Origin of the sequence: Olsenella sp. KH3B4 (assembly GCA_900111695.1) — a bacterium.
In the GTDB taxonomy this organism is placed as follows: Bacteria; Actinomycetota; Coriobacteriia; order Coriobacteriales; family Atopobiaceae; genus Tractidigestivibacter.
The window spans coordinates 153,454-176,529 of sequence record FOHD01000003.1; the positions used below are offsets into that span (position 1 = coordinate 153,454).

Below are 23,076 nucleotides of genomic sequence, written 5' to 3' on the forward strand. Positions count from 1 at the left end.
CGGCGCGTCCGCCGACGCCCGCGCGCCGAGAAAACCGTTGCGACCATCATACGTGTGCCCCGCCCGCGCACCTGGCGGCACAGGCGCATCCGCTCACAGCTCCACAAAGTCGTTCGTCCGTATGTGCGCTCCGCTCCGCCCCGTCACGGATAGAATCTAGGGTGCACTGTTCGTGCTTGTTCGAAGGCAGCCGCGACGCACCACGCGTGCCGTGCGGCGGGAAAGCAAGGGGGGAACCATGGACGCAGGCGTGAAGGAAACCATCAAGCTTTGGCAGGACAACGTCACCGAGCCAGACCTCAAGGCCGAGCTTGACGCCCTTGTCAGCGCTGGCGATGAGGATGCGCTCAACGACGCCTTCTATCGCACGCTCGAGTTTGGCACTGCGGGCCTGCGCGGCACGCTCGGCGTGGGCACCAACCGCATGAACGTCTACGTGGTTGCCCAGGCAACCCAGGGCGTGGCCAACTACTTGAACGCCCACTATGACCACCCCACCATTGCCATCGCGCGCGATTCTCGCCTCAAGGGCGAGGACTTCCAGCGCGTGGCGGCCGGCGTCCTTGCCGCCAACGGCGTGCACGTCTACGTCTACCCGCGCATCGAGCCCGTCCCCACACTCTCCTTTGCGGTGCGTTACCTGCACACCTCCGCAGGCATCGTGCTTACGGCGTCGCACAACCCGGCACAGTACAACGGCTACAAGGTCTACAACGACAACGGCGGCCAGATCGCCAATGAGGCCGCGGATGAGATCAGCGCCTCCATCGCGCAGACGCCCGTCTTTGGCGGCGTCAAGATGATGGACTTCGACGAGGGCCTCAAACAGGGCCTCATCGAGTGGACGCCCGAGGAGGTTCTCGACGCCTTCATCGATGCCGTCAAGAAGGTCTCGGTTCCCGGGTTCAAGGCGCCCGAGGGCTACAAGGTCGTCTACACGCCGCTCAACGGCACCGGCATGGAGTGCGTCACGCGCATCCTCAAGGAGATTGGCGTGAACGACGTCACCGTGGTGCCCGAGCAGGCCAACCCCGATGGCAACTTCCCCACGTGCAAGTATCCCAACCCCGAGTTCCGCGAGGCTCTGCAGCTGGCGCTTGACCTGGCCGAGAAGGTCAAGCCCAACCTGGTCGTTGCCACCGATCCTGACGCCGACCGCATGGGCACCGCCATCCCGCACAACGGCGAGTACAAGCTGCTCACCGGCAACGAGATGGGCGTCCTCATGATGGACTGGCTCATCAAGATGGCAATCGACCGCGGCGAGGACCCCAAGCGCAAGGTCGCCGTGTCCACGATCGTCTCGTCCGTGATGCCTGACGCCCTGGCCAAGCACTACGGCTTTGAGATGCGCCGCGTGCTCACCGGCTTCAAGTACATTGGCGACCAGATCGACCAGCTCAAGGACGAGGGCGAGGAGGACCGCTTCCTCATGGGCTTCGAGGAGTCCTACGGCTACCTCGTGGGCACGCACGCGCGCGACAAGGACGCCATCGTGGCCGTTGAGATGTGCGTCGAGATGGCGGCGTACTACGCCGAACGCGGCATGGACCTCTACGAGGCCATGGAGGAGCTCTACAAGCAGTACGGCTACTACCTCAATGGCACCGTGAACGCCCAGTTCCCGGGCGAGGCCGGCGCCAAGCGCATGGCACAGATCATGACCGACCTGCGCGAGAAGCCCCTCACCGAGATCGCCGGCTACAAGGTCGTGGGCGTGACCGACTTTGGCAAGGGCGCCGAGATGCCGCGTGTCTCTGGCCTGCAGAAGGAGCCCGCGCAGGAGCTGCCTGCGGCCAACGTGATCGAGTACCGCCTCGAGGACGACAACAAGGTGATCTTCCGTCCGTCCGGCACCGAGCCTAAGGTCAAGGCGTACCTCTTCGCCAAGGGTGCCACGCGTGCCGATGCCGAGGCCGTGCGCGCGAAGCTCCAGGAGGCCGCCGAGAAGGCGCTTTCGTGAGACAAAGGTGAGACAAAGGGACAGTCCCTTTGTCTCATTAGAAGTTTGATGAAGCCCCGGCGCCGGTGCGTCGGGGCTTTTTCGTGCCGCGCTACTTCGTGAGGTGCTCGCGCACACGTGTGAGCTGTGTCTTTGTGGCGCCGCAGGCGAGAAGGTACGCCTCGATGGAGCCGTAGCTCTCGAGTAGGCCGTCGTACACGCGGCCCATGAGCTTTGCCAGCACGTCCACGGTGGTGAAGCTGGGGGACACGCCCTGGTAGATGTAGGCGTCTGCCTCCTCGCGCGTGGTGAAGGAGTAGGTGTAGTCGGCCACGATGCTTGTGCGATCCACACCGCACAGGCCCAGGAGCAGCATCGACGTGATCCCGGTGCGGTCCATCCCGGCGGCGCAGTGGTAGAGAACGCACTCCCCGGGCGCCGCCTGGGCGAAGGCCGAGAAGATCCGGCGCACGGCGTCGTGGTTGTCGAGCATCCTGAGGTAGCCGTTTGCGAGGTAGTCGCGTTCGTCTCCGGGAAGGCGCAGCTTGGGGTCGTGCAGATTGACGCCGAAGAGTGGCACGTTTTGGTATGTGACGCCGGGGTAGGCGGCAAACGTGTCTGGCGAGCTCGCGCACTCAGAGGCGCTGCGGAGGTCAACTACGCGCGTGACGCCGTATTCGCGCAGGTAGTGGGCCTCCTTGCGCGAGAGCGCAGAGGTGGAGCCGGAGCGCAGGAAGCGGTGGGCGAGCGTAGCTGTGCCAGGTGTGCGACCGTGGCCAGCTGACAGCGGATAGCCGCCCAGCTCTCGGCAGTTGTCGCCCACGGGGAGGAGCCGCCCGCCCTCGGTGGGGGCGGGGGCGCTCCTGTCGCCTTGCTTGTGTCGCCAGCCCAGCATGCGCGTGCCTTCTCTACTCGTCCATCTCGCGGTTGTAGAACTCCGTGATCTTGGCGTTGTAGTACTCGCCCTTCTTCCGCTCTATCCACGCGTCGCGCTGCTCGACGATGGCGACGGCCTCGTCGGCGGCCTCTTCCATGGATTGGGGCCGCGCCTGCGCGAGATAGGCGGCCATGCGCTCCATGGCGCCAACGGAGCCCAGGTAGATGGCGAGCGCCTCGCCAAACTCGGCCGGCCAGCCGCAGCGCTGCGCTGCCCGTGCGAGCGTCTGTCTCGCCCGGTCCTTGTCGTCTGCCTCGTCCACAGCGTCCTCCCTTCGCAGCTTGCTCTTGCAATCCTAGCAGTGCGTGGCGGTGGGTCGGGGTTGCAAGGTTGCCTCCCCTGCCAAGCACCGATTTGATCCATTGGAGGGCGTTGCTGGCAAGCCGCGCTTGCTCGATCGGGAAAAATGTCCGCAAAAGCCTTCATGATGGTAGTGGAGTGGGAAATCGTGATGGAAGCGCCCCTGCGCTATCGAAGGGCCTGTACGGGGTCCTTGCGCGCGGCGCGAATTGCGGGTATGAGGCCCGAGAACACAGCAAGGATAATGCCCACCGCCAAGGCAGGAATGATGGTCCATGGGGTGGGGGATACCAGGCGTGCCTCTCCGGTGAGGTTTGCGATCGTGTAGGACAGCGGGAAGCTCGCAACAAGTGCGGCAAGCGACCCTACGCAGCCTGCAATCAGGCCAATCAAGGCGTTCTCCCAGCTAAACAGTTTGACAATGTCGCGCCTGGTGGCTCCGAGCGCCCGTAATGTTCCAATTTCAGCGCGACGCTCGATGGCCGCGACCGAGGTCACCGAGAACAGCATGAACACGCTCAGCGCCAACGCAAGCACCATGAGCGCGACAAGGGCGTTGTTCACTACGCCCACCACTTTGGTCACCTGCTCGACTCCGCGCTGGCTCATGTCCTCATAGCTCAACGGTGCCGAGTCATCGCCCACCACGTTCGAATTGAAGCTATCGATCTCGCTCACAATCTGCGTTCGCTCGTCGACCCCAGAGGGATAGATGCGTATGGAGGTCGGCTTGTCTATATCGGCCGCACCCAACTCTTCCATGTTCTGAGCATAGGCGCTGTTCAGCGTGGGCGGTGCGATGGACTCGATGTCGCGCACGAAGTCTTCGTCAGAGAGGGCCGCAACCGTGGCCACGTCCTCTGCGCCAATGGTGAGGTTGCCATTTGCGTCAAAGTAGTCCTTGAAGTGCTCCCGCAGGGCAACGACCTGCTCGTCACTCAGACTATCGATGTAGGTTCGCTTGGCATCGGAAAGCTCCGCCTCGTCCACTACCGCATGAAACGCCTCGCGCGCCCGAGCGGCCTCGGCAGCCTGCTTGGAACCCCGCGATTCCTCCGAGAACTTCCGCCCCGTAAAGACGTCCACATCTGGCGATGCCTTCTGGGCAACTGCGACCTCGCTCTTATTACAGTGCTCGACAAGCCAGGGAATGAGCGCCGAGCTGTATCCGATTGCTCCGGTTTCGGCAACGTCTTTAATCTCGGCAGACTCGCGCACGATCCCCACAATCTTGAGCTTGGGGGCGTTTGCTAGCGCCTGGTCCATGTGGCTGCTGCCTTGTGTGACCTTCGTCCAGCCGCTGCCGCTTTGTACGTAATAGTCGCTAGCAGGTATGATGGTGAACTCGCGCCCGAGCAGGTCATCGAACGAATACGAATCGCTGATCCCCGGGATTTGCGTGTCCTGCTTGTTCAGGAGAAGGTCGGCTGACACGTCCTTTAGTGCCTGAAGGTCCGCGATGCCGGTCGCATAGAGGAAGTAGTCGGAAACGCGACCTTGTCGGTCGGTAATGATGACCGCCTCGTCATACTCCGTTGGCATCTTTCCGGCAAGAAGCTCATACGGGCTCTTGCCCGCATGCTCGTTGTACGGAAGCTCACGCACGAGGGTCGTTGGGTCTGGAAGCACATCCGAGAGCGCATCTTCCCCGTCGCTCCCAAACACGTGACTCAACGAGAGGTTCTTCAGCAGCGTAGCGGAGCCATCGTCCACGATGCAGGTTCCTGCAGAGTCATAGAGATTCAACGGCTCGTCATAGCCCACCTGCACGTCATACGCATTGTCCCAGATGCTTGACTGGGCTGAGTTTACGTACCACAGAAACTCTTGCAGGTCGCTGGCGCGGCTCCCCTGGAGCGCGGCAAAGGTCACGTCTTCGGCGATGGGGGAGGTTGTCACCTCAGTCGGGGCTTCCTCTGATCCAGAAGTGCTGTCAACATCGTTGATTGCGACTTGGGATATTGCGGCAGCTGTGCCATTCTGCTGTATCACGATGGGATTTGTAGCCAGAGTGGTTGCCGCAACCTGTCGCGTGTAGGCGCGTGCGCCGTCCTGCACCGAAAGCGCAAGGCACATGCCCATGATGCCCAAAGCTGCCACCACGGTTGTGATGATTGCCCGCTGCCGCTTGTTGTGCATGTGGCTGAGGGCTGTTCTGCGAATGAGCCTGCTGCGCTGCCGCGGCTTGCGGAATGCGGGCCCGGCTTCCACGCCCGCCGACTCTGGCTCTGGGTTCCCCTGTGGCGTGGGCTTCTCGGCAGGGGGCTCTTCTCCAGGCTTGGTGTCGCTGACCACGCAGTGCTCGCCAAGCTCGATAACGCGACCGGCATACTCATGGGCAAGCTCTCGGTTGTGGGTTACCACGATGACCAGGCGTGATTTAGACGCTTGGGCGAGAAGGTCCATGACCTGTCGGCTGCTTTGGATGTCAAGCGCGCCCGTTGGTTCATCGGCGAGAATCACACGGGGATTTTTCACGAGCGCCCGCGCAACTGCCACGCGCTGTGCTTGCCCGCCAGAAAGCTCGGAGGGCATGTGCGATTCAAGCCCCGAAAGCCCCACCTCGTCGAGCGCGCGCTGTACAAGCTCGTCAGCGTTGTCGACCGCAAGCGATTCGTGATTGCAAGCCATGCCAAGCGCCAACCGCACGTTGTCGGCCACGTTGAGATAATCCACCAGGTGAGCGTCCTGGAATACGAAGCCCACAAGATCGCTTCGGTAGGCATCCCAGTCCTTCTCGTCAAGCGAGGAGGACGCCATGCCGTCTATCTGAAGCGAGCCTTCGTAGTCATGCTCAAGTCCCCCGAGGATGTTGAGCAGCGTTGTCTTTCCGCATCCCGAGCGGCCGAGAATTGCCACGAGTCCACGGCTGCCAAAAGAAAGCGAGAGCCGGCTCAGAACGAGCTGGCTCCCGTAGCGCTTTGTGATCGACTCGGTTTGAATCATTGGGGCTTCCCTAAAGCGTCAAGCGCGCTGCTCCTACTTCACGTAGATGTCCGAGACGAGCTGCTGATACGCGCTCTTGAAGTTCGACTGGCTGCTGCCGGTGCCCGAGACGAAGTCCGGGGTGGCCGAGAAGATCACTACCTCGGTGTAGTTGGAGAACGTGAAGGATGCGGCAACCGCAAAGTAGTCCTTGTTTTCTCCCACCGCCAGGCACATGCCCTGGGCCTGAGAGGCCAGTGAGCTCAGGCTGAAGTTCGAGAGCACTTGATGGGCGAGGTCTGAATTAGCGCTTGCGGAGACTACGTGGTCACTTGAAATGCCTGCCTTGCTCATGGAATCGGCGAGGTCCTTGGCCTTGAAGTCGGTCTTCTTGGTGACCGTTGCGTACGCGACGCAGCCTGTGCTCTGCTCGGTGACACTATCCGAGGGGCTGATGTTTACGAGCGCCCACTGACCGTCCAGCGTCTTTACGTCGTCATCGCTCAGAGAGAGGCTGTTGCCGTAGCTGCTCAGCCCAGAGTTCACCTTCTCTTGGATAAGCTTGGCGGCGTCCTGACTGGAGAAGTAGACCGGCTCGTCGGCTACGTTTGCCTTGGTCGCAGAAGAGAGCGCACCGGAATCCCCGCTCATCACTTTTCCGAGCACCCCGTTGGAGGAGCTTATCGCCGGGACAACCAAGAACACAACTAGGAGGACTGCTGCCACCGCAATGGCGCCAATGATTGCGAACACGGGGACCTTGCTCTTTGGCTTAACGGCTGTGCCCATGGTGCCTGTTCCGGCGGCTGGCGTATAGGGAGGCATGGCAGGGTTTGTGCCAAAGGGCCCGGCGTTAGGCATCTGGCCGTTGACCTGCGTCGTGGGGTTGGCGCTTGGAATTGGCTGCGTGCCGGTAGCGCTACTCTGCGTTAAAGGCTGGCCGCACTTCTGGCAGAACTTCGCTCCGTCGACGTTCTTCGTTCCGCATTTAGGACAGAACATGGCAAGTCCTCCTTAGGTCAACTTCAAATGCCATGGCAAGATTATCGCCCAATGCTTTGGCGTTCGTTGCGCAACCTTTGGGAGAGGCAAATGCCCCGGTGGCACTTTTTCAGTCTTTGCCTCGCTTGCCACACGTAAGCTTTTGTTGCGCAACAGACGCGTGGTTTTGTGCTGATACCATTCAGTAGACGGTTGGGGAATCCCGAACTAATTATTTGAGAGCGAGGCTGGCATGATTTGTCCCAAGTGCGGGGCCGAAAACGCCGACGGATCCCGGTTCTGCAAGACATGCGGAGCGCCCTTGGCAGATGCCACATCAACTGTAGACACAGCTGTGCCCACGTATTCCAATAAGAGTTCAAAGAAAGCTCTGGTGGCGGTGATAGCCGTTGTGGCCGTTGTGCTGGTGGCGGTTCTGGCTGCAAACCTGCTGGGGCTTGTGCACATTGGGGCTTCTTCAAGCGCGGGGTCGCAGGCTTCTGGCGGCAAGACTTCGCCTGACACTACCGTGGTGAGCTCCGCTCTCTGGTCTGGGAATGACACCTCGCCTTACGTAGACCAAGATGGGACGGAGTGCGGGAACACCCCTTCGAATTATGGGCAGAGTGCCCCTACCGTAAGCGATTCCGACTACGACTACTTCTACTCCGAGAGCGAAGGTGGCCTTTGCCGAGCAAAGAAGGGCAGCTCGCAGGTGGATGTCATCCTTCCTACCAGCAAGCTCGGGAGCGCGGACTTACATTCAAGCTTGTATCTCAACAAAGATGGCGACACCCTCTTCTTTGTGGAGAGCTACTATCGCTATTCGAGCTTTTCGAGTAGTTCGTTTGCCATTTGCTCGGTTGGTGCCGACGGCTCGGGCTTCACCACGCTCCTAGAAATCCCATCGACGGATAAAAGCACGGGGTCATACTCCTACATCAGCGGACTCTACTTGTACGATCACACGCTGTACTATGTCGTGCAGAGCCTGGCTGGTGAGTCGAGGTATTCGGAGTACACGTACGATGTGTATACGATGGATGAAGACGGCTCAAACCAGCAAAAACGCTGCAGCATACAGCTCGTGGGCTACGCTGAGTTTTTCGTAACGAAGGACAAGGTGTACTACACCTACAACAAGCCAGATGTTGACAACCCCGGAGGCTCTTCGCGCAGCAGCGTGTTCTCCCAGAACTTGGATGGGTCTGATCAGCAGGAGGTTTATGTGAGCAGCCTGTCGGAGATTGCGGATGGCCCCCTTGTCCAGGACGGCAATGTCTACGTGATGGAGAGCACGTCCTCCAACTATTCCTCGGATTCCTCGGGTGCGTCGAGGCTCCAGCTAACGCGAATAGATGCGTCAGACAACAGCCCAAGTGTTCTGTGGACTGGGGAGACGCTGTCCTACCATGACTATTATCAGCTTAGTGCTATCGCCGACGACAACGTCTATTTGATTGAAAGCAGCGATGGAAGGCTGCTGAGCCTTGTTGGCGTGCCCCTTGTGGGTGGCGATTCAAAAGCGTTGTCCGTGGACTTTGCAGGCGTGGGTCCATCGCTTTCCAACGCCAGCGACTGCCTTGTTTTGTATGGCAGCAATACAGCGTGGTCCGCTGGTGCGGAGGTCACGCGCATCGGCTTTGACGGCACGGTGTTCCGCGAGGTAGTCGGCTAGAGGCTGTTCGGTTGTGGCGTGATGCTCATCATCGCGCCCCTGGGGGCCATCCCTGCTTGGGTGTAAAGTGCTGACAGGCAATTGCCGTTGTCTGCCAGCACTTTTGTTGTGAAAGGAATCGTGAGCGTGCCGAATATCCTCTTTGTCTGTCACGGCAACATCTGTCGCTCGACCATGGCCCAGTTCGTGATGGAGGAGCTGGTACGCCGCGCCGGCCGCGAAGGAGGCTTCCAGATCGACTCTGCCGCAACCAGCCGAGAAGAGCTGGGCAACGACGTCCACCCCGGCACGCGCGAGCGCCTGCGTCGCGCGGACATCCCCTGCGGTCACCACGCCGCGCGCCAGATGGGACCCAAGGACTACGACCGATTCGACTACATCGTGGGCATGGACCGCGACAACTACGACGGCATGTACCGTCTGCTTCTGGGCGAGAGGGGCATGGGCTTCTCGTGGCCGCCCGTCTCGGAGCAGCTCGTGCACGAGGCGGACCCGCTACACAAGGTCTCGCTGCTTATGGATTGGACCGGCCACCCGCGCGACGTTGCGGACCCCTGGTATACCGGCAACTTCGACGCCACCTACGACGACGTGATGGCTGGCTGCACCGCCATGCTCGGCAAGCTGCTGCCTCAGGCCAAGGTCCGCTAGCGATGGGCGCCGCGATACCCATGGAGCTCCTGTCGCCCGCCGGTGGCCCCGAGCAGCTGCGTGAGGCCATCCACTTTGGCGCGAACGCAGTCTACCTGGCCGGGCGTCGTTGGGGCATGCGGGCGGGGAGCCGCAACTTCTCGGATGAGGAGCTTGCACGGGCGGTGTCCTACGCGCACGCGCGGGGTGTCGCGGTTCACGTGACCGTGAACACGGTCATGACCGATGCGGATACAGACGCGCTACCGGCGTTCTTCTCGCTTCTCGCTGATGTTGGCGCGGATGCGGTAATCGTGGCAGACCTTGGGGCCATTGCGCTTGCGCGCACGTACGCGCCGCAGGTGGCGGTCCACGTTTCCACGCAGGCGTCGGTCATGAGCGCGGCAGCGGCCGAGGCGTACGCGCGCCTTGGGGCCAGGCGCGTGGTTCTCGCCCGCGAGATGACGCTTGCGCAGATCGCTGAGATGCAGCGTCGCGTGACGGGGGAGCTCGAGCTAGAGGCCTTCGCGCACGGCTCGATGTGCATGGCGTACTCGGGACGCTGCCTGCTCTCGGCAGGGCTCATGGGGCAGAGGCGCTCCGCCAGCCATGGGGCATGCGCGCAGCCCTGTCGTTGGGCGTGGTCGCTTGTGGAGGAGAAGTCCGGGGCCGTACTGCCGGTGGAGCAGGGCGCGAGTGCGAGCTACCTGCTCTCGTCGAACGACCTCTGCATGATTGGGCACCTGGACGAGCTGCGCGAGGCTGGCGTCGATGCCATCAAGCTCGAGGGGCGCTCGAAGGGCGCCTACTATGCGGCGGCGGTGACCAATGCGTACCGACACGTTCTGGACGGCGAGGACGCGGGGCCGTGGCGCCAGGAGCTGGACCTCGTGAGCCACCGCCCGTACTCCACGGGCTTCTACCTGGGAGAACCCCGGCAGAATCCGGGCAGGGTGGACTACCGGCGCGAGAGGTGCCTGGTGGGCGTGGTGGAGCAGGTCTCGGCTGGCGCGACCGGGGAGAATGGCGCGTGCGTCGCTGCCGTCCGCTGCCGCAACCGCGCAGAAGCTGGCGACGCGCTTGAGGCGCTCTCGCCCGGGCGGTCGCCGCGCAGCTTTGGGCTGGACGCACCTCTCGTTACGAATGGCGAGCTCTACCAGCTGGAGCTTCCCTTTGCGGTGGAGCCGCTCGACCTTCTCTGCGCGCGGACGTGAGAAGTCGCGCACCGCGCTCCGCCCATATCTGCCACTTGCCGAATAGCATTACGTTGTGGACGGCTTCCTGCTCAGAATATGTTATATAACAGATAACATTAGCCCAGGGGAGCCCGGGAACAGGCCTCTGCCCTTCTCGGCCCCTCGCATCCGTCCTTGCGACACGTCGCGTGAGGGAAGGGGAGCACATGAGCAGGATCGTGATCGTCGGTGCCAATCACGCGGGGACCGCGGCGGCCAACGCCATTCTCGACAACCACCCCGGCAACGAGGTCGTGATTATCGACCAGAACAGCAACATCAGCTTCCTGGGCTGCGGCATGGCGCTGTGGATTGGCCGGCAGATCTCTGGTCCGGACGGCCTCTTCTACCAGACCAAGGAGGGCTTCGAGGCCAAGGGCGCGACGGTCCACATGGAGACGCGCGTGGAGTCCGTCGACTACGACGCGCAGGTGGTCCATGCCGTCGCGGTGGACGGCACGCGCATCGACCAGCCGTACGACAAGCTCATTCTCGCCACCGGATCGCTGCCGATCATCCCGCCCATCGAGGGGATTGACCTGGCCAACGTCCAGCGCGTGAAGCTCTTCCAGGACGCGCAGGCCGTGGTCGAAAAGCTCCACGACCCGGCCATCCGTCGCGTGACCGTGGTGGGCGCGGGCTACATTGGCGTCGAGCTAGCGGAGGCCTTCCAGCGCAACGGCCGCGAGGTCACGCTCGTGGACATGGCTCCCACCTGCGTCTCCGGCAACTTTGACGAGGAGTTTAGCGACCTCATGGCCGAGAACCTCCGCGGCCACGGCATCGAGCTGGCGTTTGGCGAGAAGGTCCTGCGCCTTGAGGGCGAGAACGGCAAGGTGGCCCGCGTGGTCACCGACAAGGGCACCCACCAGGCCGACCTTGTGTGCATGTGCATTGGCTTCAAGCCCAACACCGAGCTCTTCGCGGATGCGGGCTTTGACACGCTGCGCAACGGCGCCCTGCTCGTTGACCACCACCAGGAGACGAGCCGTCGGGGCGTGTACGCGGTGGGCGACTGCTCGAGCTGCTTCTACAACGCCAAGGACGGCGAGCCGGCCTACATCGCGCTGGCGACAAACGCCGTGCGCTCGGGCATCGTAGCTGGTCACAATGCGTGTGGCATGGCCCTCGAGGGCGTGGGCGTGCAGGGGTCGTCGGGCATCTGCATCTACGATCTCAAGATGGTGGCCACGGGCCTCACCGAGGCTGCTGCGCGCAAGGCTGGCTACGATGCGTGCGTGAGTGACTTCTCGCAGGTGCAGAAGGCGACCTTTGTGGAGGGCGATAACCCCGAGGTCAAGATTCGGGTGGTCTTCGACGGCACCACGCGCAGGGTCCTTGGGGCGCAGATGGCCTCGACCTACGACATGAGCGCGGGCATCCACATGTTCTCGCTGGCGATTCAGGAGGGGCTGACCATCGACCGCCTGGCGCTTCTCGACGTCTTCTTCCTCCCGCACTTCAACCAGCCGTACAACTACTACACCATGGCCGCCTACTCTGCGGCTCTGGGCGCCTAACCCCGCGGGATTGAACTCCCCGGCAATGGAATCCCGTTGCCGGGGAATGGAATCCCATTGCCGGGCAAGAAAATCCCGTCCATGCGGAACTCTGTTGGAGGTTCCAATTACTGTCGTCTCCGGGCGTTAGACTCTTGAGAGTCAATTCGATACCACAGGAGACATGCATGCCCTCTGACCAGCAGTTCTCGTTCTTCTCCGCAGCTAGCGCCCCTCAGGCGGCAACGGCCCCGCAACCCGCCGCCGCGCAGGCCGCCGCCCCTGCGGCGCCCGCAACCCCCGCCGCCGCCAACCGCCCCTCCGCCGTCGACATCGACGGCCTCAACCCCGCTCAGCGCGACGCCGTGCTCTGTACGCACGGCCCGCTCCTGGTGCTTGCCGGCGCGGGTTCGGGCAAGACGCGCGTGCTCACGTACCGCATCGCGCACATGGTGGCCGACGAGGGCGTCCGTCCGTGGCAGGTGCTCGCCATCACGTTCACCAACAAGGCGGCGGCCGAGATGCGCGAGCGCCTCAACGCGCTTCTTCCCGGCGGCACCCGCGGCATGTGGGTGTGCACCTTCCACGCCATGTGCGTGCGCATGCTTCGCGACGACCCAGAGCTGGTGGGCTACCAGCCGAACTTCACCATCTATGACGACGATGACTCGAAGCGCCTGGTCAAGACCATCATGTCCGAGCTCGACGTGGACCCCAAGCAGTTCCCCATCCAGGCCATCCGCTCGCAGATCTCGGCAGCGAAGAACGGCCTGGTTATGCCCGACGAGATGCAGGGCCAGGCCCAGACGCCGCTCGAGCGCAAGGCGGCGCAGGTCTATCGCGTGCTGCAGGGCCGCCTCGAGCGCGCCAACGCCATGGACTTCGACGACCTCCTGGTGAAGGCCTTCGAGCTTCTCGCCAAGAACCCGCAGGTGCTCGACGCCTACCAGGAGCGCTTCCGCCAGATCAGCGTGGACGAGTACCAGGACACCAACGGCGTCCAGTACGCCATCACCAACCTTTTGGCCCGCAAGTACAGAAACCTCATGGTCGTGGGCGACGACGACCAGTCCATCTACTCCTGGCGTGGTGCCGACATCAAGAACATCCTCTCGTTCGAGAAGGACTACCCGGACGCCCACGTGGTCAAGCTCGAGCAGAACTACCGCTCCACCGGCCACATCTTGAACGCGGCCAACGCCGTGGTGGCCCACAACTCGCACCGCAAGGCCAAGCGCCTCTTCACCGACGCGGGCGACGGCGAGAAGATCCGCGTGTACCAGGCCGCCGACGAGCGCGACGAGGGCCGCTGGATTGGCTCGGAGATCGAGAAGCTGCACGACAAGGGCACCAGCTACGACGACGTTGCCGTCTTCTACCGCACCAACGCGCAGTCGCGCATCCTCGAAGACATGTTCCTGCGCGCCGGCGTGCCCTACAAGATCGTGGGCGGTACGCGCTTCTTCGACCGCCAGGAGGTCCGCGACGTGATGGCCTACCTCAAGGTCGTCGTGAACCCGGACGACGACGTTGCCGCGCAGCGCGTGGTCAACACGCCGCGCCGCGGCATTGGCTCCACGTCCATCAACAAGATTCGCACCTACGCGGCCGAGAACCGCATTTCGTTCTTTGCCGCCTGCGAGGCGTGCATCGCCGAGCAGGGCCTGCTCTCGCCCAAGGTGCGGGGCGCGCTCTCCGAGTTCACGGGCACCATCGAGGCCGGCCGCCACATGACGGGCGAGCTCTCGGATGTGGTGGAGGCCATCATCGACCGCTCCGGCCTCATCCGTGCCCTCGAGGCCGAGCACTCCATCGAGGCCGACAGCCGCATCGAGAACATCAAGGAGTTCTACGGCGTCGCGGCCGAGTTCGACGAGACCCACGATGACGCAGTCGAGACGCTCGAGAGCCTGGAGCAGCTCCGGGCGGCAGGACTGGCGGACAGCTCGGCTTCCCCCAGCGGCGATTTCGCGAGCGCAGCGAGCGAGCGAGCGTCGCAAGACGCGAGCGCTGAGCCGCAGGGGGATGCCGGGCTGCCCCCGGTTGCTGCCGAGAAGCTTCCGGCGCTCATGGAGTGGCTCGCGCTACGCTCGGACCTGGACGCGCTTGCGGGCTCCTCGAGCGCCGTCACCATGATGACGGTGCACTCTGCGAAGGGCCTGGAGTTCCCGGTCGTCTTCGTCGCCGGAATGGAGGAGGGAATCTTCCCGCACTCGGCGCACGAGGGCGACCCGGCGTCGATCGAGGAGGAGCGCCGCCTGGCGTACGTGGCCATCACGCGCGCCCGCAAGCGCCTCTACCTCACCTACGCGCTCACGCGCCGCACCTTTGGCTCGGTGCAGGCAAACCCGCGCAGCCGCTTTGTGAACGAGATTCCCGCAGCGGACGTCGAGGCCGTGGGCGTTGGCTCTTCGGGCTTCTCGGGCGTGGGCTGGGAGAAGCGGGGAGACAGGCACGGCACCTTTGGCAGCGGCCGTGGCTCCGAGGTCTACGGCGGTCACGTCTTTGGCTCGCGCACGCGCTCGACGGGTGGGTCCGCCGCTCCAAGCGCCGTGTCGTCGGCGCCCTTGTCGCGCCCGCAGGCCCCGCGCCGCGATGCGGCAAAGGCGGTGGAGAGCTTCTCGGCAGGAGATCACGTCTCGCACAAGACCTTTGGCCCCGGTGTGGTCATTGCCGCCAAGGGCGACACCATCGAGGTGCGCTTCTCTCGCACGGGCAAGACCAAGAAGCTCATGAAGGGCTTCGCGCCCATCGTGAAGATTGAGGAATGAGACAAAGGGACTGTCCCTTTGTCTCGCTCTTTGTCTCGCTCTGTCTCACGCTCGCGGACGAGAAGCGCCGCATGCCGTCTGGTGGAACGCGGCGCGTCCCGGATGCCCTACGCTCTTCTCGCCGGCGGAAATCGTGCGTCGGCGAGAAACCGGGCGAGGGTGAGGAGCAACGGCCATGGCCGAGTCGATACGCGTGGTGGATCGGGCCTTCGACATTCTCGAGGCGCTCTCGGACAGCCGCGAGCCCCTCTCTCTGACAGACATCTCCAAGGCGACCGGCCTCAGCAAGAGCACCGCCCACCGCATCCTATCCTCGCTGGTGGCGCGCCAGTACGCGGAGCGCGACGAGAGGGGCGGGTACCGTCTGGGTTACAAGTTCATCGAGATTGCGAGCTCGCGCATAAACAGCCTTGAGCTTCTCGCCGAGGCGAAGCCGTGCCTCTCGCGCATGCTGTGGGACCTCAACCTCACCACCCACATGGGCGTGCTCGAGGGTGCCGACGTGGTCTACATGGAGAAGATGGACGTGTATCCCCACACGCGCCTCTACACGCAGGTGGGGTACCGCTCGCCCGCGTTCTGCTCGTCGATGGGGAAGTGTCTGCTCTCGTGCCTCTCCGGTGACGAGCTGGCGCGCGTTCTTGATTGCTGCGACTTCAAGCGCTACACCCCCTATACCATCTGCTCGCGCGAGGACCTTGTCGAGCACCTGCGGAAGGTCCGCGTGCAGGGGTGGGCCATGGACAACGAGGAGTACCAGCTGGGACACCGCTGCATTGGCGCGCCCGTGTTCGACTACCGTGGCGAGGCGGTGGCCGCCATCAGCGCGAGCGGCACGGTGACGGAGCTCACGGACGATCGCATCGACATGGTCGCCGGCGAGGTCATGAGCGCCGCGCGCCACCTCTCGCGCCGCATGGGATACAAGGCCGCGTAGACGAGACGGGCGCTGCCGCGCCGGCCGCCACGCCGGACGCCGTCGCCTCGCCTGCCATGCTGCCGCCAGCGCACACGAAACGGGTCCGCACCAAACGATGCGGGCCCGTTGCCTTGCGTTTCTCGGCAGCCGCTACACGATGCCCTTGAGAACGACGGTCTTGGTGTGCGTGACCTCGTCGAAGGTGGACATGACGCCCTCGGTGCCAATGCCCGAGTACTTGTAGCCGCCAAACGGCATCTCGAAGCTCCTGAAGAAGCTCGCGCCGTTGATCACGGCGCCGCCGCACTCCAGGCGCTCGGCGACGCTCGTGGCGAGCTTCATGTCGCGCGTGAAGACGCACCCGCAGAGGCCAAACTTGGAGCCGTTGGCAATCTCAACGGCCTCGTCGACGGTGTCGAACGTGATGATGGGCACCACGGGCGCGAAGATCTCCATGTCCTTGGCGACGTCTGCGGTGGCGGGCACGTCCGCGATGACCGTCGGCTCGAGGAAGGCGCCCGTGCGGTGGCCGCCGAGGATGACCTTGCCACCCTGCTCCACGGTGAGCTTGATCTGCTCCTCGGCCTTGATGGCGGCCTTCTCAGAGATGAGACAGCCAATCTGTGTGGACTCGTCGGCGGGGTCGCCCTGCTTGAGGGCCGAGATGCGCGCGACGGCCTTGCTCGTGAACTCGTCCACGAGGCTCCGGTGGATGAGGAAGCGCTTGGACGCGCAACACACCTGGCCGGTGTTGTACATGCGGCCCCACATGAGCTCGTCGACCGCCAGATCCACGTCCCCGTCGGGCAGGAGGATGAAGGCGTCGTTTCCGCCCAGCTCAAGGGCGGTGTGGGCAAGGTGGTCCGCCGCGTGGTGAGCGGTCTCGATGCCAACCTCGGTCGAGCCGGTGAGGGTGATAGCGTCGACGTCTGGGTCGGTGCAGAGCCAGTTGCCAACCTTTGAGCCGCGTCCGGTCACGATCTGGATGGCGCCGGGCGTGACGCCGGCCTCGCCGAGAAGCGCCGTAAGCTTGCAGAGCGTGAGGGGGTTGTCGGTCGACGGCTTCACGATCACCGCGTTGCCGGCGAGAAGGGCGGGTGCCACCTTCTGGTCGAAGAGGTCGCACGGGAAGTTGAAGGGGATGACGGCGGCGATGACGCCCAGGGGCTCGCGGCGGGTGATGAGGATGTGGTGCTCCTGCCCGGCCTCCATGCCGGCGGGGATCGTTTCGCCGTAGAGATGCTTCGCGCGCTCCGCGAAGGCGCGGAAGGCGATGGGGATGTTCGAGATCTCTGCGCGAGCCTCGACGATGGGCTTGCCCGTCTCGGCGCAGAGGGTCTGGGCCAGCGACTCGTGGTCGCGCGCCACGAGGTCGAGGAACTTCATGAGGATGTCGGCCTTCTCGTGCACCGGCACCTTTGCCCAGGTGGGCTGGGCTGCCTTGGCGTACTGGACGGCGGCCTTGATGTCCTCCTCGGTCGCTGAGGGGATGGTCTCGATGAGCTTGCCGGTTGCGGGGTTGGTGACCTCGATGGTTGCGCCGTCTGAGGCGTCGGCAGGCTTGCCGTTCAGGAACATTTTCATGGCAGGGTCCTTCCTTTCTTTGGGGTGCTTGCGGGTTTTTGGGCGCCTGCGGTTCTCCCCAGCGCTTGCGGTGCGAGGGAGCGCGTGCGGTGCCGGGAGCGCTTGCGGCTACTTGGCGAATCCGGTGAACGAGAGCATCAGACCGCCGCAGGTGTTGCAGCCGTCGTCGACCTGGCCATACTCGCCAAAGGTGAACTCGGTGAGGAACGGCACGCCGCCGGCCTGCCTGGCGAGAAGGTCCGCCACCTCGCCGATGCGCTCGCCGATGCCCGCGCGGCGTCCGCCGCAGTGGACCAGCAGGTACGCGGCCGGATCCGCGATCTGGCTCTTGAGCTCGCCGAGCGTCTCGCCGGTCGAGGCGATGAGCTCGTCCACGCTGGCCTCCATGCGGATCACTGCGGTGTTCTTGGCGATCTTGTTGCCAAGGCTGATGGAGCCGTCGTCGTTGCCGGCCATGGGGTGGCGGATTGCGACCAGGTCTCCGAGGCGGTCCTTCACGCCGAGCGGGGACACCACGGACTCGGCGAGAAGCGCGCCGCCGCGCAGGCCGTCGACGTCCATGCCGCGCCAGGAGGCGTACTTCTCGAGCGCAGGCACGCCGTCGATCTCGGCCAGAATGCGGTTGCCAACGGTCTTGGTGACGATGCCCACGTCCTCGGTCTCGTGGTAGGCGCCGGTGTAGACGTTTGCCATCGCGGGCGCGCCGTAGAAGAAGGCAACCGCAACGCCGTCCGCGAAGGCGCCCTCGGAGGTGTAGAGCTGCCAGTCACCGGCGATGGCGTTGTCCGCCGCACTGCCGCCAAAGAACGGGACGCGCCCGATAACGTGCGTGATGCCCTTGACGTAGTACTCCTCCTCGGCCGGAGAGGCGGCCATGAAGTAGTAGAGCGGGGCCTCGTCCTTGCCTGCGGCCTCCATGGCCTTGCGGGCGACCTTCTCGCCAAGCTCAACCGCGTCCTGCGCGGGATCGGTCTTGGGGCAGGCGGCGACGCCGACCGACATCCCCGGGTCGTCGAACGCCATTGCGCCGAGGAAGCCGTCGCCGCCCGTGAAGCCTGCCGGGGTGATGACGCCGGTGAACGAGGTGTTGCCGATTACCGGTACGTCAGGGAGCTCCTGCGCAAACTCGTCGAGCATTGCGGGAAGGTCATAGGCACAGCTCGCGTAGGCGAAGACCACCTTTGAGCTCCCGACGCCCTCGTCCTGGGTGCGGAGCTTGCCCACAGTTTCCTTGACGGCCTCACGTGGATCCAGATTGCTGCTTTCCCCGACACTTGCCTTGAGCATGACATCCTCCCAACGGTTGATACAGGACCAAAGCCAAATCCGAACTATGGGGTCGAACCCGTGCGCAAACCCGAACCCGAACCCGAACCTCATGCCAGATGGTACGAAGGCGGGCCTGCCAACGGGGCGAAGCCGTGCCACAGTGCGGAAAGGGTCGTTCCACTAGATGAGAACATGCAGGTAGATGCCATGAAAACTGACGAGAAGGACTGCCGTTTGGAGCCGCTCGCCCTACCGCTTGCGGCGCGGACGAGACAAAGGGACAGTCCCTTCGTCTCGTCCTTTGTCTCATCGGGAGGGTATGATGGCTTCTCACCAACCGTTTTGGCTTTCAGGTCTGGGGGAGCGATGGAGGACGTCCTCGCAAACATAGACGCGTCAGCGTTTGTCGGGAAGGTCGTCTACCTTGCCGTCGTCGTGGGCATCGCGCTGCTCATCCAGCGTGTGGTGGTGCACGGCCTCAAGCGCGCGCTGGACGCGGCCGGGGTGCCCAAGGCGTCGATCTTCGTCAACATCGTGCGCACGGTCATCTGGGCGTTTGCGCTGCTCGCCGTGCTCGAGCCCGTCTTAGGCGTCCAGCCCACGGCCTTTGTCGCCGCCCTGGGCGTGACCTCCGTGGTCATCTCGTTTGGCCTGCAGGACACGGTGTCAAACATCGTCGCCGGCCTGGGCCTCATGATGGGACGCGTGGTGCGCCCCGGCGACCAGGTCACCATTGGCGGCTTCACCGGCGAGGTGGTGGACGTCACCTGGCGCTCCACCATGGTGCGCGACAAGGGCGGCAAGGTCGAGGTCATTCCCAACTCCGTGCTCAACAAGACCGCGCTCACGCGCGAGACGGACTGGTCGGTCACCGACTGCCCCGTGGAGTTCTACGTCGAGCAGGGCAGCGATCTGGATGCCGTGACCCGCGAGGTCCAGCGCCTTGCGAGCGAGAAGTGCGGGGCGGCTCTCGCGCCGGGCTTCTCGACTGAGGTCCTCTTCGACCACCTTGGTCCCCTGGGCATCCATGGCACGGCTCACCTGCACCTTGTTGCCGGTTCAAACTATGCCGTGCAGGCCGATGCGCTCGTGCGCGCCATCTCTCGCGCGCCGTGGATCGCCCGGCCGGCGTCTGCGGACACGAGCGCATCGATAATCAACGACGCAACCAACTGAAAGGCAGTGACGCCATGAAGACAATCGCAAGCTTCACCGTGAACCACCTCGTGCTCGAGCCGGGCGTCTACGTGAGCCGCGTGGACGAGGACCCCGATACTGGTGCCGTGGTCACCACCTTTGACCTGCGCCTCACGGCACCCAACCGCGAGCCCGTCATGGACACGGCCGCGGTCCACGCCATCGAGCACCTGGGGGCCACCTTCCTGAGAAACGATCCCGAGTGGGCCGGCCGCGTGGTCTACTTTGGTCCCATGGGCTGCCGCACGGGCTTCTACCTCGTGGTGTTTGGCAAGTGCAGCTCGCGCGAGGTGCTGCCGCTCGTGCGCCGCTGCTTCGAGTTCGTGCGCGACTTCGAGGGAGAGATCCCCGGCGCCCGGCCTGAGGCCTGCGGCAACTGGCACGATGCCGACCTCAACCTGGCGCACTGGTGGGCTCGGCGATACCTCGCCAACACGCTCGAGGTCATCGACGACGCGCACCTTACCTATCCGGCCCTGCTTGACGGCGAGAAGAACGAGGGGTCCCAGGATGCGTAGAGACATCAAGATTGGCATCATCGGCGCCATGGAGGTCGAGGTGGCGCACCTTGTGGCAAGCCTTGAGGACGAGTCAGTCTCGACCGTGGCGGGCATGGAGTTCCACGCCGGCACTTTGGGCGGCGTGCCCGTGGTCGTGGTGCGTTCCGGCGTGGGCAAGGTCAATGCGGGCGTGTGCGTGCAGGTGCTTGTCGACCGCTACGGCGTGACGCACGTGGTCAACACTGGCGTGGCAGGGTCGCTTGACGCACGTATCGACGTGGGCGACATCGTGGTCTCGACCGACTGCCGCTATCACGACGTGGACGCGACCGTCTTTGGCTACGAGCCAGGGGAGATTCCGCAGCTGGGATGCGTGGGCTTCTCGGCAGATCCCGGCCTGCGCGCCCAGGCGGTGGCCGCCGTGCGAGACGTGGCCGGCGGCGTGCGGGCCTTCGAGGGGCGCGTGGTCTCGGGCGATACCTTCGTGGCGGACGCACACGAGAAAGAGCGGCTGGCGCGCGACTTTGGTGGCATGTGCTGCGAGATGGAAGGTGCCGCCGTCGCCCAGACGGCATGGCTCAACCGCGTGCCGTTCGTGGTGGTGCGCGCCATCTCGGACAAGCCGGGGTCTACGACGCCGGTGGAGTACTCCGCCTTCGAGACGGCTGCTGCCGAGCATTGCGCGGCTATCGTCGCGCGCATGGTTTCTCGCCTGGGGGAGTAGGGCGGGGCGCCGAAGCTTTGGTTTTCTCAGCGATTGCGTACGAAGTCGCAGCTCCGGCGCGTATTTGACGCCGGAAGGTGCGTTGCCGTAGCCATCACGTACGAAAGTGCCCCTCCGGCGAGAAAAACTCGCCAGAGGGGCCATCTCGTACGCATTTGCTTCGATTACGCGCCCTCTGGCGTCATTTTCTCGCCGAAGGGCGCGTTTCCGTCAACGGGCCGTCGCCCCTACACCCCCTGGATGCAGATCCCCACGATCTCCGGGCCGGTATGCACCAGGAGATCGGCCGAGATGCCCGAGCGTATGACCTCGACGGCGTTGTCCACTTGGGCAAGCACGCGCTCCTCAAGCTCGTCGAACATGTCGCACGCGCTCGAGCAGCAGATGGCCACGCGCACCTTGTCGTACCTTCTCGCCTGCTCCTCAACGAGGGAGATCTGCGTGTCGATGGAGCGCTCCCAACCGCGTGCCTTCCGCGCGACCACGTAGGCGCCCTCCTCGTTGCAGGTGATTACGGGTTTGATGTTGAGCGCGGATCCCAGTCGGTACACGGCGGCACTGATGCGGCCGCCCTTGCGCAGGTACTCAAGGCTCTTTACCGAGAAGAACACCGAGTTTTTGCGTGCCACCAGCTCGAGCATCGCGCCAATGTACTGCAGGGTGATACCCTCCTCGACCATGCGTACGGCCTCCATCACTACAAGCCCCGCGCCAACTCCGATGCTCTTGGAGTCCACCACAACAACCGGGAAGTCGTCCAGCTGGTCGGCAAGCATGCGCACGGTGTCGCAGGTGGCCGAGAGGCCGGAGGAGATGCTCACGAAGACTGCGGCCGCGTAGCCGTCGTCATGCGCGCGGTCGAACTCGCGTCGGATCGTTGCGGGCGAGGGGAGCGAGGTCGAGGGAACCTCGGTGGCCATGCGCTCGACGAGTTGCTCGGGCGTGATGGTGACGCCGCTCTCGAACGTCGAGCCGTCCGAGAAGTTTATGCGCAGTGGGACGATGCGCACGTCGTGCTCGCGCGCGAACGCGGTGGGCGTGTCCGTGCCCGTGTCGGTGATGACTGCGATTCTCTGGCTGTTCAACGTTCCCTCCAATGGACATCGGAGAAGGAGAGCGCGTCCGATTTTTTCATTGCCACAACTATAGCCATTGCATCTAGTTTTGAATACTAGATAATCTAATCACACAGAATCCAAGCGTTGCGGGGGGGGCGAGTGAGAATGGCGGACGAGAAGGACCAGGCATGCTGCCCCGGTGTCCGTGACGCGTACCGCGCCCTCGCCGAGCGCATGACGAGCATCCACATCTCCCGCTTCTCCGAGCTCCCACGCATCGAGCTCTACCTGGACCAGCTTCTCTCCCTCGTTGACGACGAGCTCTCGTTCATGCGTCTGCCGGACGAGGGTCCCCTGGTCACTGGCTCGATGGTGAACAACTACGTCAAGCGCCATGCGGTGCCCGCGCCGGTCAAGCATCGCTACACCAGGCGTCACATCTGCTACGTGACCTGCGTGTGCCTCTTTAAGCGAGCGCTCTCGATCGAGCAGGTCACGCGCCTTATCGGCTATGTCGAGGAGGAGAACCTCGACCTTGCGCACACCTACGACGAGCTCTGCTCCGCGCTCGAGTGCGCGCTTGCCGAGCAGTTCGCGGTGGGCCCGGACTTTGTTGCGCCGGCGGTGGAGCCCGTGATCGACCTCCGCGACGCCACCGGCGCCAAGGTTGACTCTCCCCTCGACCGGACCATCGAGGCCGCCGTGGTGAGCCTTGCCGCAAAGATCTACGTCGAGCAGGTCCTGGCCCTCGGCGACGCGGTTGCCGCCGCGGCTGCGAGCGCTGCCCCCACGACCGACGGGACAGCCCCCTCGACCTCGTCACCAGACGTAACAACGGTAAAATAAGTTTGCATTATGGGTTGGGTAGGATAAGAGGGTAACGAAGGGCCCGAGCGGCCTCTCCTCAAGGAAACGGACAACACAACC

General features: G+C 63.9%; 18 protein-coding genes and 1 pseudogene. 12 read left to right on the forward strand and 7 right to left on the reverse strand.

Annotation, left to right across the window (positions count from 1 at the left end):
- Positions 1–238 precede the first annotated feature (238 nt).
- Positions 239–1,963 carry a phospho-sugar mutase gene (locus BMX94_RS04085; protein WP_091003939.1) on the forward strand — a complete coding sequence of 575 codons (1,725 nt, stop codon included), beginning with the start codon at positions 239–241 and terminating at the stop codon, positions 1,961–1,963.
- A gap of 91 nt (positions 1,964–2,054) precedes the next feature.
- Here the strand turns inward: BMX94_RS04085 and BMX94_RS04090 are convergent, their stop codons facing one another.
- The 4 genes from BMX94_RS04090 to BMX94_RS04105 form a co-directional block, all read right to left on the reverse strand.
- Entirely contained in the window at positions 2,055–2,837 is a 783-nt protein-coding gene (locus tag BMX94_RS04090; protein WP_091003941.1) for a tyrosine-protein phosphatase, read from the reverse strand.
- Positions 2,838–2,850: 13 nt separating this feature from the next.
- Positions 2,851–3,141, reverse strand: a complete 291-nt coding sequence (locus tag BMX94_RS04095; protein ID WP_091003944.1) for a hypothetical protein — start codon at positions 3,139–3,141, stop codon at positions 2,851–2,853.
- A gap of 206 nt (positions 3,142–3,347) precedes the next feature.
- Positions 3,348–6,125: an ABC transporter ATP-binding protein/permease gene (locus tag BMX94_RS04100; protein ID WP_091003947.1), complete on the reverse strand. Its 2,778-nt coding sequence runs from the start codon at positions 6,123–6,125 to the stop codon at positions 3,348–3,350.
- A 33-nt stretch (positions 6,126–6,158) separates the two neighbouring features.
- A complete protein-coding gene (locus BMX94_RS04105; RefSeq protein ID WP_091003954.1) occupies positions 6,159–7,106 on the reverse strand; it encodes a zinc ribbon domain-containing protein in 948 nt (315 codons plus the stop codon).
- A 232-nt stretch (positions 7,107–7,338) separates the two neighbouring features.
- On the opposite strand from BMX94_RS04105, the pseudogene BMX94_RS10855 reads away from it, so the two are divergent.
- From BMX94_RS10855 to BMX94_RS04135, 7 genes and pseudogenes are all read left to right on the forward strand, one after another.
- Positions 7,339–7,404: pseudogene (locus BMX94_RS10855) on the forward strand (zinc-ribbon domain-containing protein); the annotation flags it as partial.
- A gap of 3 nt (positions 7,405–7,407) precedes the next feature.
- The gene (locus BMX94_RS04110; RefSeq protein ID WP_286160013.1) at positions 7,408–8,763 is read left to right on the forward strand and encodes a hypothetical protein; all 1,356 of its coding nucleotides are present in this window, start codon (positions 7,408–7,410) and stop codon (positions 8,761–8,763) included.
- A 120-nt stretch (positions 8,764–8,883) separates the two neighbouring features.
- On the forward strand, positions 8,884–9,414 hold the full coding sequence (locus BMX94_RS04115) for a low molecular weight protein-tyrosine-phosphatase (RefSeq protein WP_502685915.1): 531 nt from the start codon (positions 8,884–8,886) through the stop codon (positions 9,412–9,414).
- A gap of 20 nt (positions 9,415–9,434) precedes the next feature.
- Positions 9,435–10,607 (forward strand): U32 family peptidase, encoded by a 1,173-nt coding sequence (locus tag BMX94_RS04120; RefSeq protein WP_091004210.1) that lies wholly within the window; start codon positions 9,435–9,437, stop codon positions 10,605–10,607.
- Positions 10,608–10,795: 188 nt separating this feature from the next.
- Positions 10,796–12,148 (forward strand): H2O-forming NADH oxidase, encoded by a 1,353-nt coding sequence (gene nox, locus BMX94_RS04125; RefSeq protein WP_091003961.1) that lies wholly within the window; start codon positions 10,796–10,798, stop codon positions 12,146–12,148.
- Positions 12,149–12,315: 167 nt separating this feature from the next.
- Positions 12,316–14,898, forward strand: coding sequence for an ATP-dependent helicase (locus BMX94_RS04130; RefSeq protein WP_091003964.1), 2,583 nt, complete (start codon positions 12,316–12,318; stop codon positions 14,896–14,898).
- 175 nt (positions 14,899–15,073) lie between these two features.
- The gene (locus BMX94_RS04135) at positions 15,074–15,835 is read left to right on the forward strand and encodes an IclR family transcriptional regulator (protein WP_072354204.1); all 762 of its coding nucleotides are present in this window, start codon (positions 15,074–15,076) and stop codon (positions 15,833–15,835) included.
- 132 nt (positions 15,836–15,967) lie between these two features.
- On the opposite strand, the gene BMX94_RS04140 is transcribed toward BMX94_RS04135, so the two are convergent.
- Together BMX94_RS04140 and BMX94_RS04145 are read right to left on the reverse strand one after the other, a co-directional pair.
- The gene (locus BMX94_RS04140; protein ID WP_072354203.1) at positions 15,968–17,401 is read right to left on the reverse strand and encodes an aldehyde dehydrogenase family protein; all 1,434 of its coding nucleotides are present in this window, start codon (positions 17,399–17,401) and stop codon (positions 15,968–15,970) included.
- A gap of 108 nt (positions 17,402–17,509) precedes the next feature.
- The gene (locus BMX94_RS04145; protein ID WP_091003966.1) at positions 17,510–18,688 is read right to left on the reverse strand and encodes an FIST signal transduction protein; all 1,179 of its coding nucleotides are present in this window, start codon (positions 18,686–18,688) and stop codon (positions 17,510–17,512) included.
- 348 nt (positions 18,689–19,036) lie between these two features.
- Between BMX94_RS04145 and BMX94_RS04150 the strand changes: the two genes are divergently transcribed.
- From BMX94_RS04150 to BMX94_RS04160, 3 genes are read left to right on the forward strand one after another with little or no spacing between them, the layout of a single operon-like run.
- Positions 19,037–19,846, forward strand: a complete 810-nt coding sequence (locus tag BMX94_RS04150) for a mechanosensitive ion channel family protein (RefSeq protein ID WP_177171321.1) — start codon at positions 19,037–19,039, stop codon at positions 19,844–19,846.
- Between the two features lie 14 nt (positions 19,847–19,860).
- Positions 19,861–20,385 carry an S-ribosylhomocysteine lyase gene (locus tag BMX94_RS04155; protein ID WP_091003972.1) on the forward strand — a complete coding sequence of 175 codons (525 nt, stop codon included), beginning with the start codon at positions 19,861–19,863 and terminating at the stop codon, positions 20,383–20,385.
- Positions 20,378–21,091 carry a 5'-methylthioadenosine/adenosylhomocysteine nucleosidase gene (locus BMX94_RS04160; RefSeq protein ID WP_286160014.1) on the forward strand — a complete coding sequence of 238 codons (714 nt, stop codon included), beginning with the start codon at positions 20,378–20,380 and terminating at the stop codon, positions 21,089–21,091. The genes BMX94_RS04155 and BMX94_RS04160 overlap by 8 nt, the downstream gene beginning before the upstream one ends.
- A 227-nt stretch (positions 21,092–21,318) precedes the next feature.
- Here BMX94_RS04160 and BMX94_RS04165 read toward each other — a convergent pair whose 3' ends face one another.
- Positions 21,319–22,176 carry a DegV family protein gene (locus tag BMX94_RS04165; protein WP_091003976.1) on the reverse strand — a complete coding sequence of 286 codons (858 nt, stop codon included), beginning with the start codon at positions 22,174–22,176 and terminating at the stop codon, positions 21,319–21,321.
- Positions 22,177–22,314: 138 nt separating this feature from the next.
- Here BMX94_RS04165 and BMX94_RS04170 point away from each other — a divergent pair, with 138 nt between their 5' ends.
- Positions 22,315–22,995, forward strand: coding sequence for a DUF1836 domain-containing protein (locus BMX94_RS04170; protein WP_091003978.1), 681 nt, complete (start codon positions 22,315–22,317; stop codon positions 22,993–22,995).
- Positions 22,996–23,076: the final 81 nt, after the last annotated feature.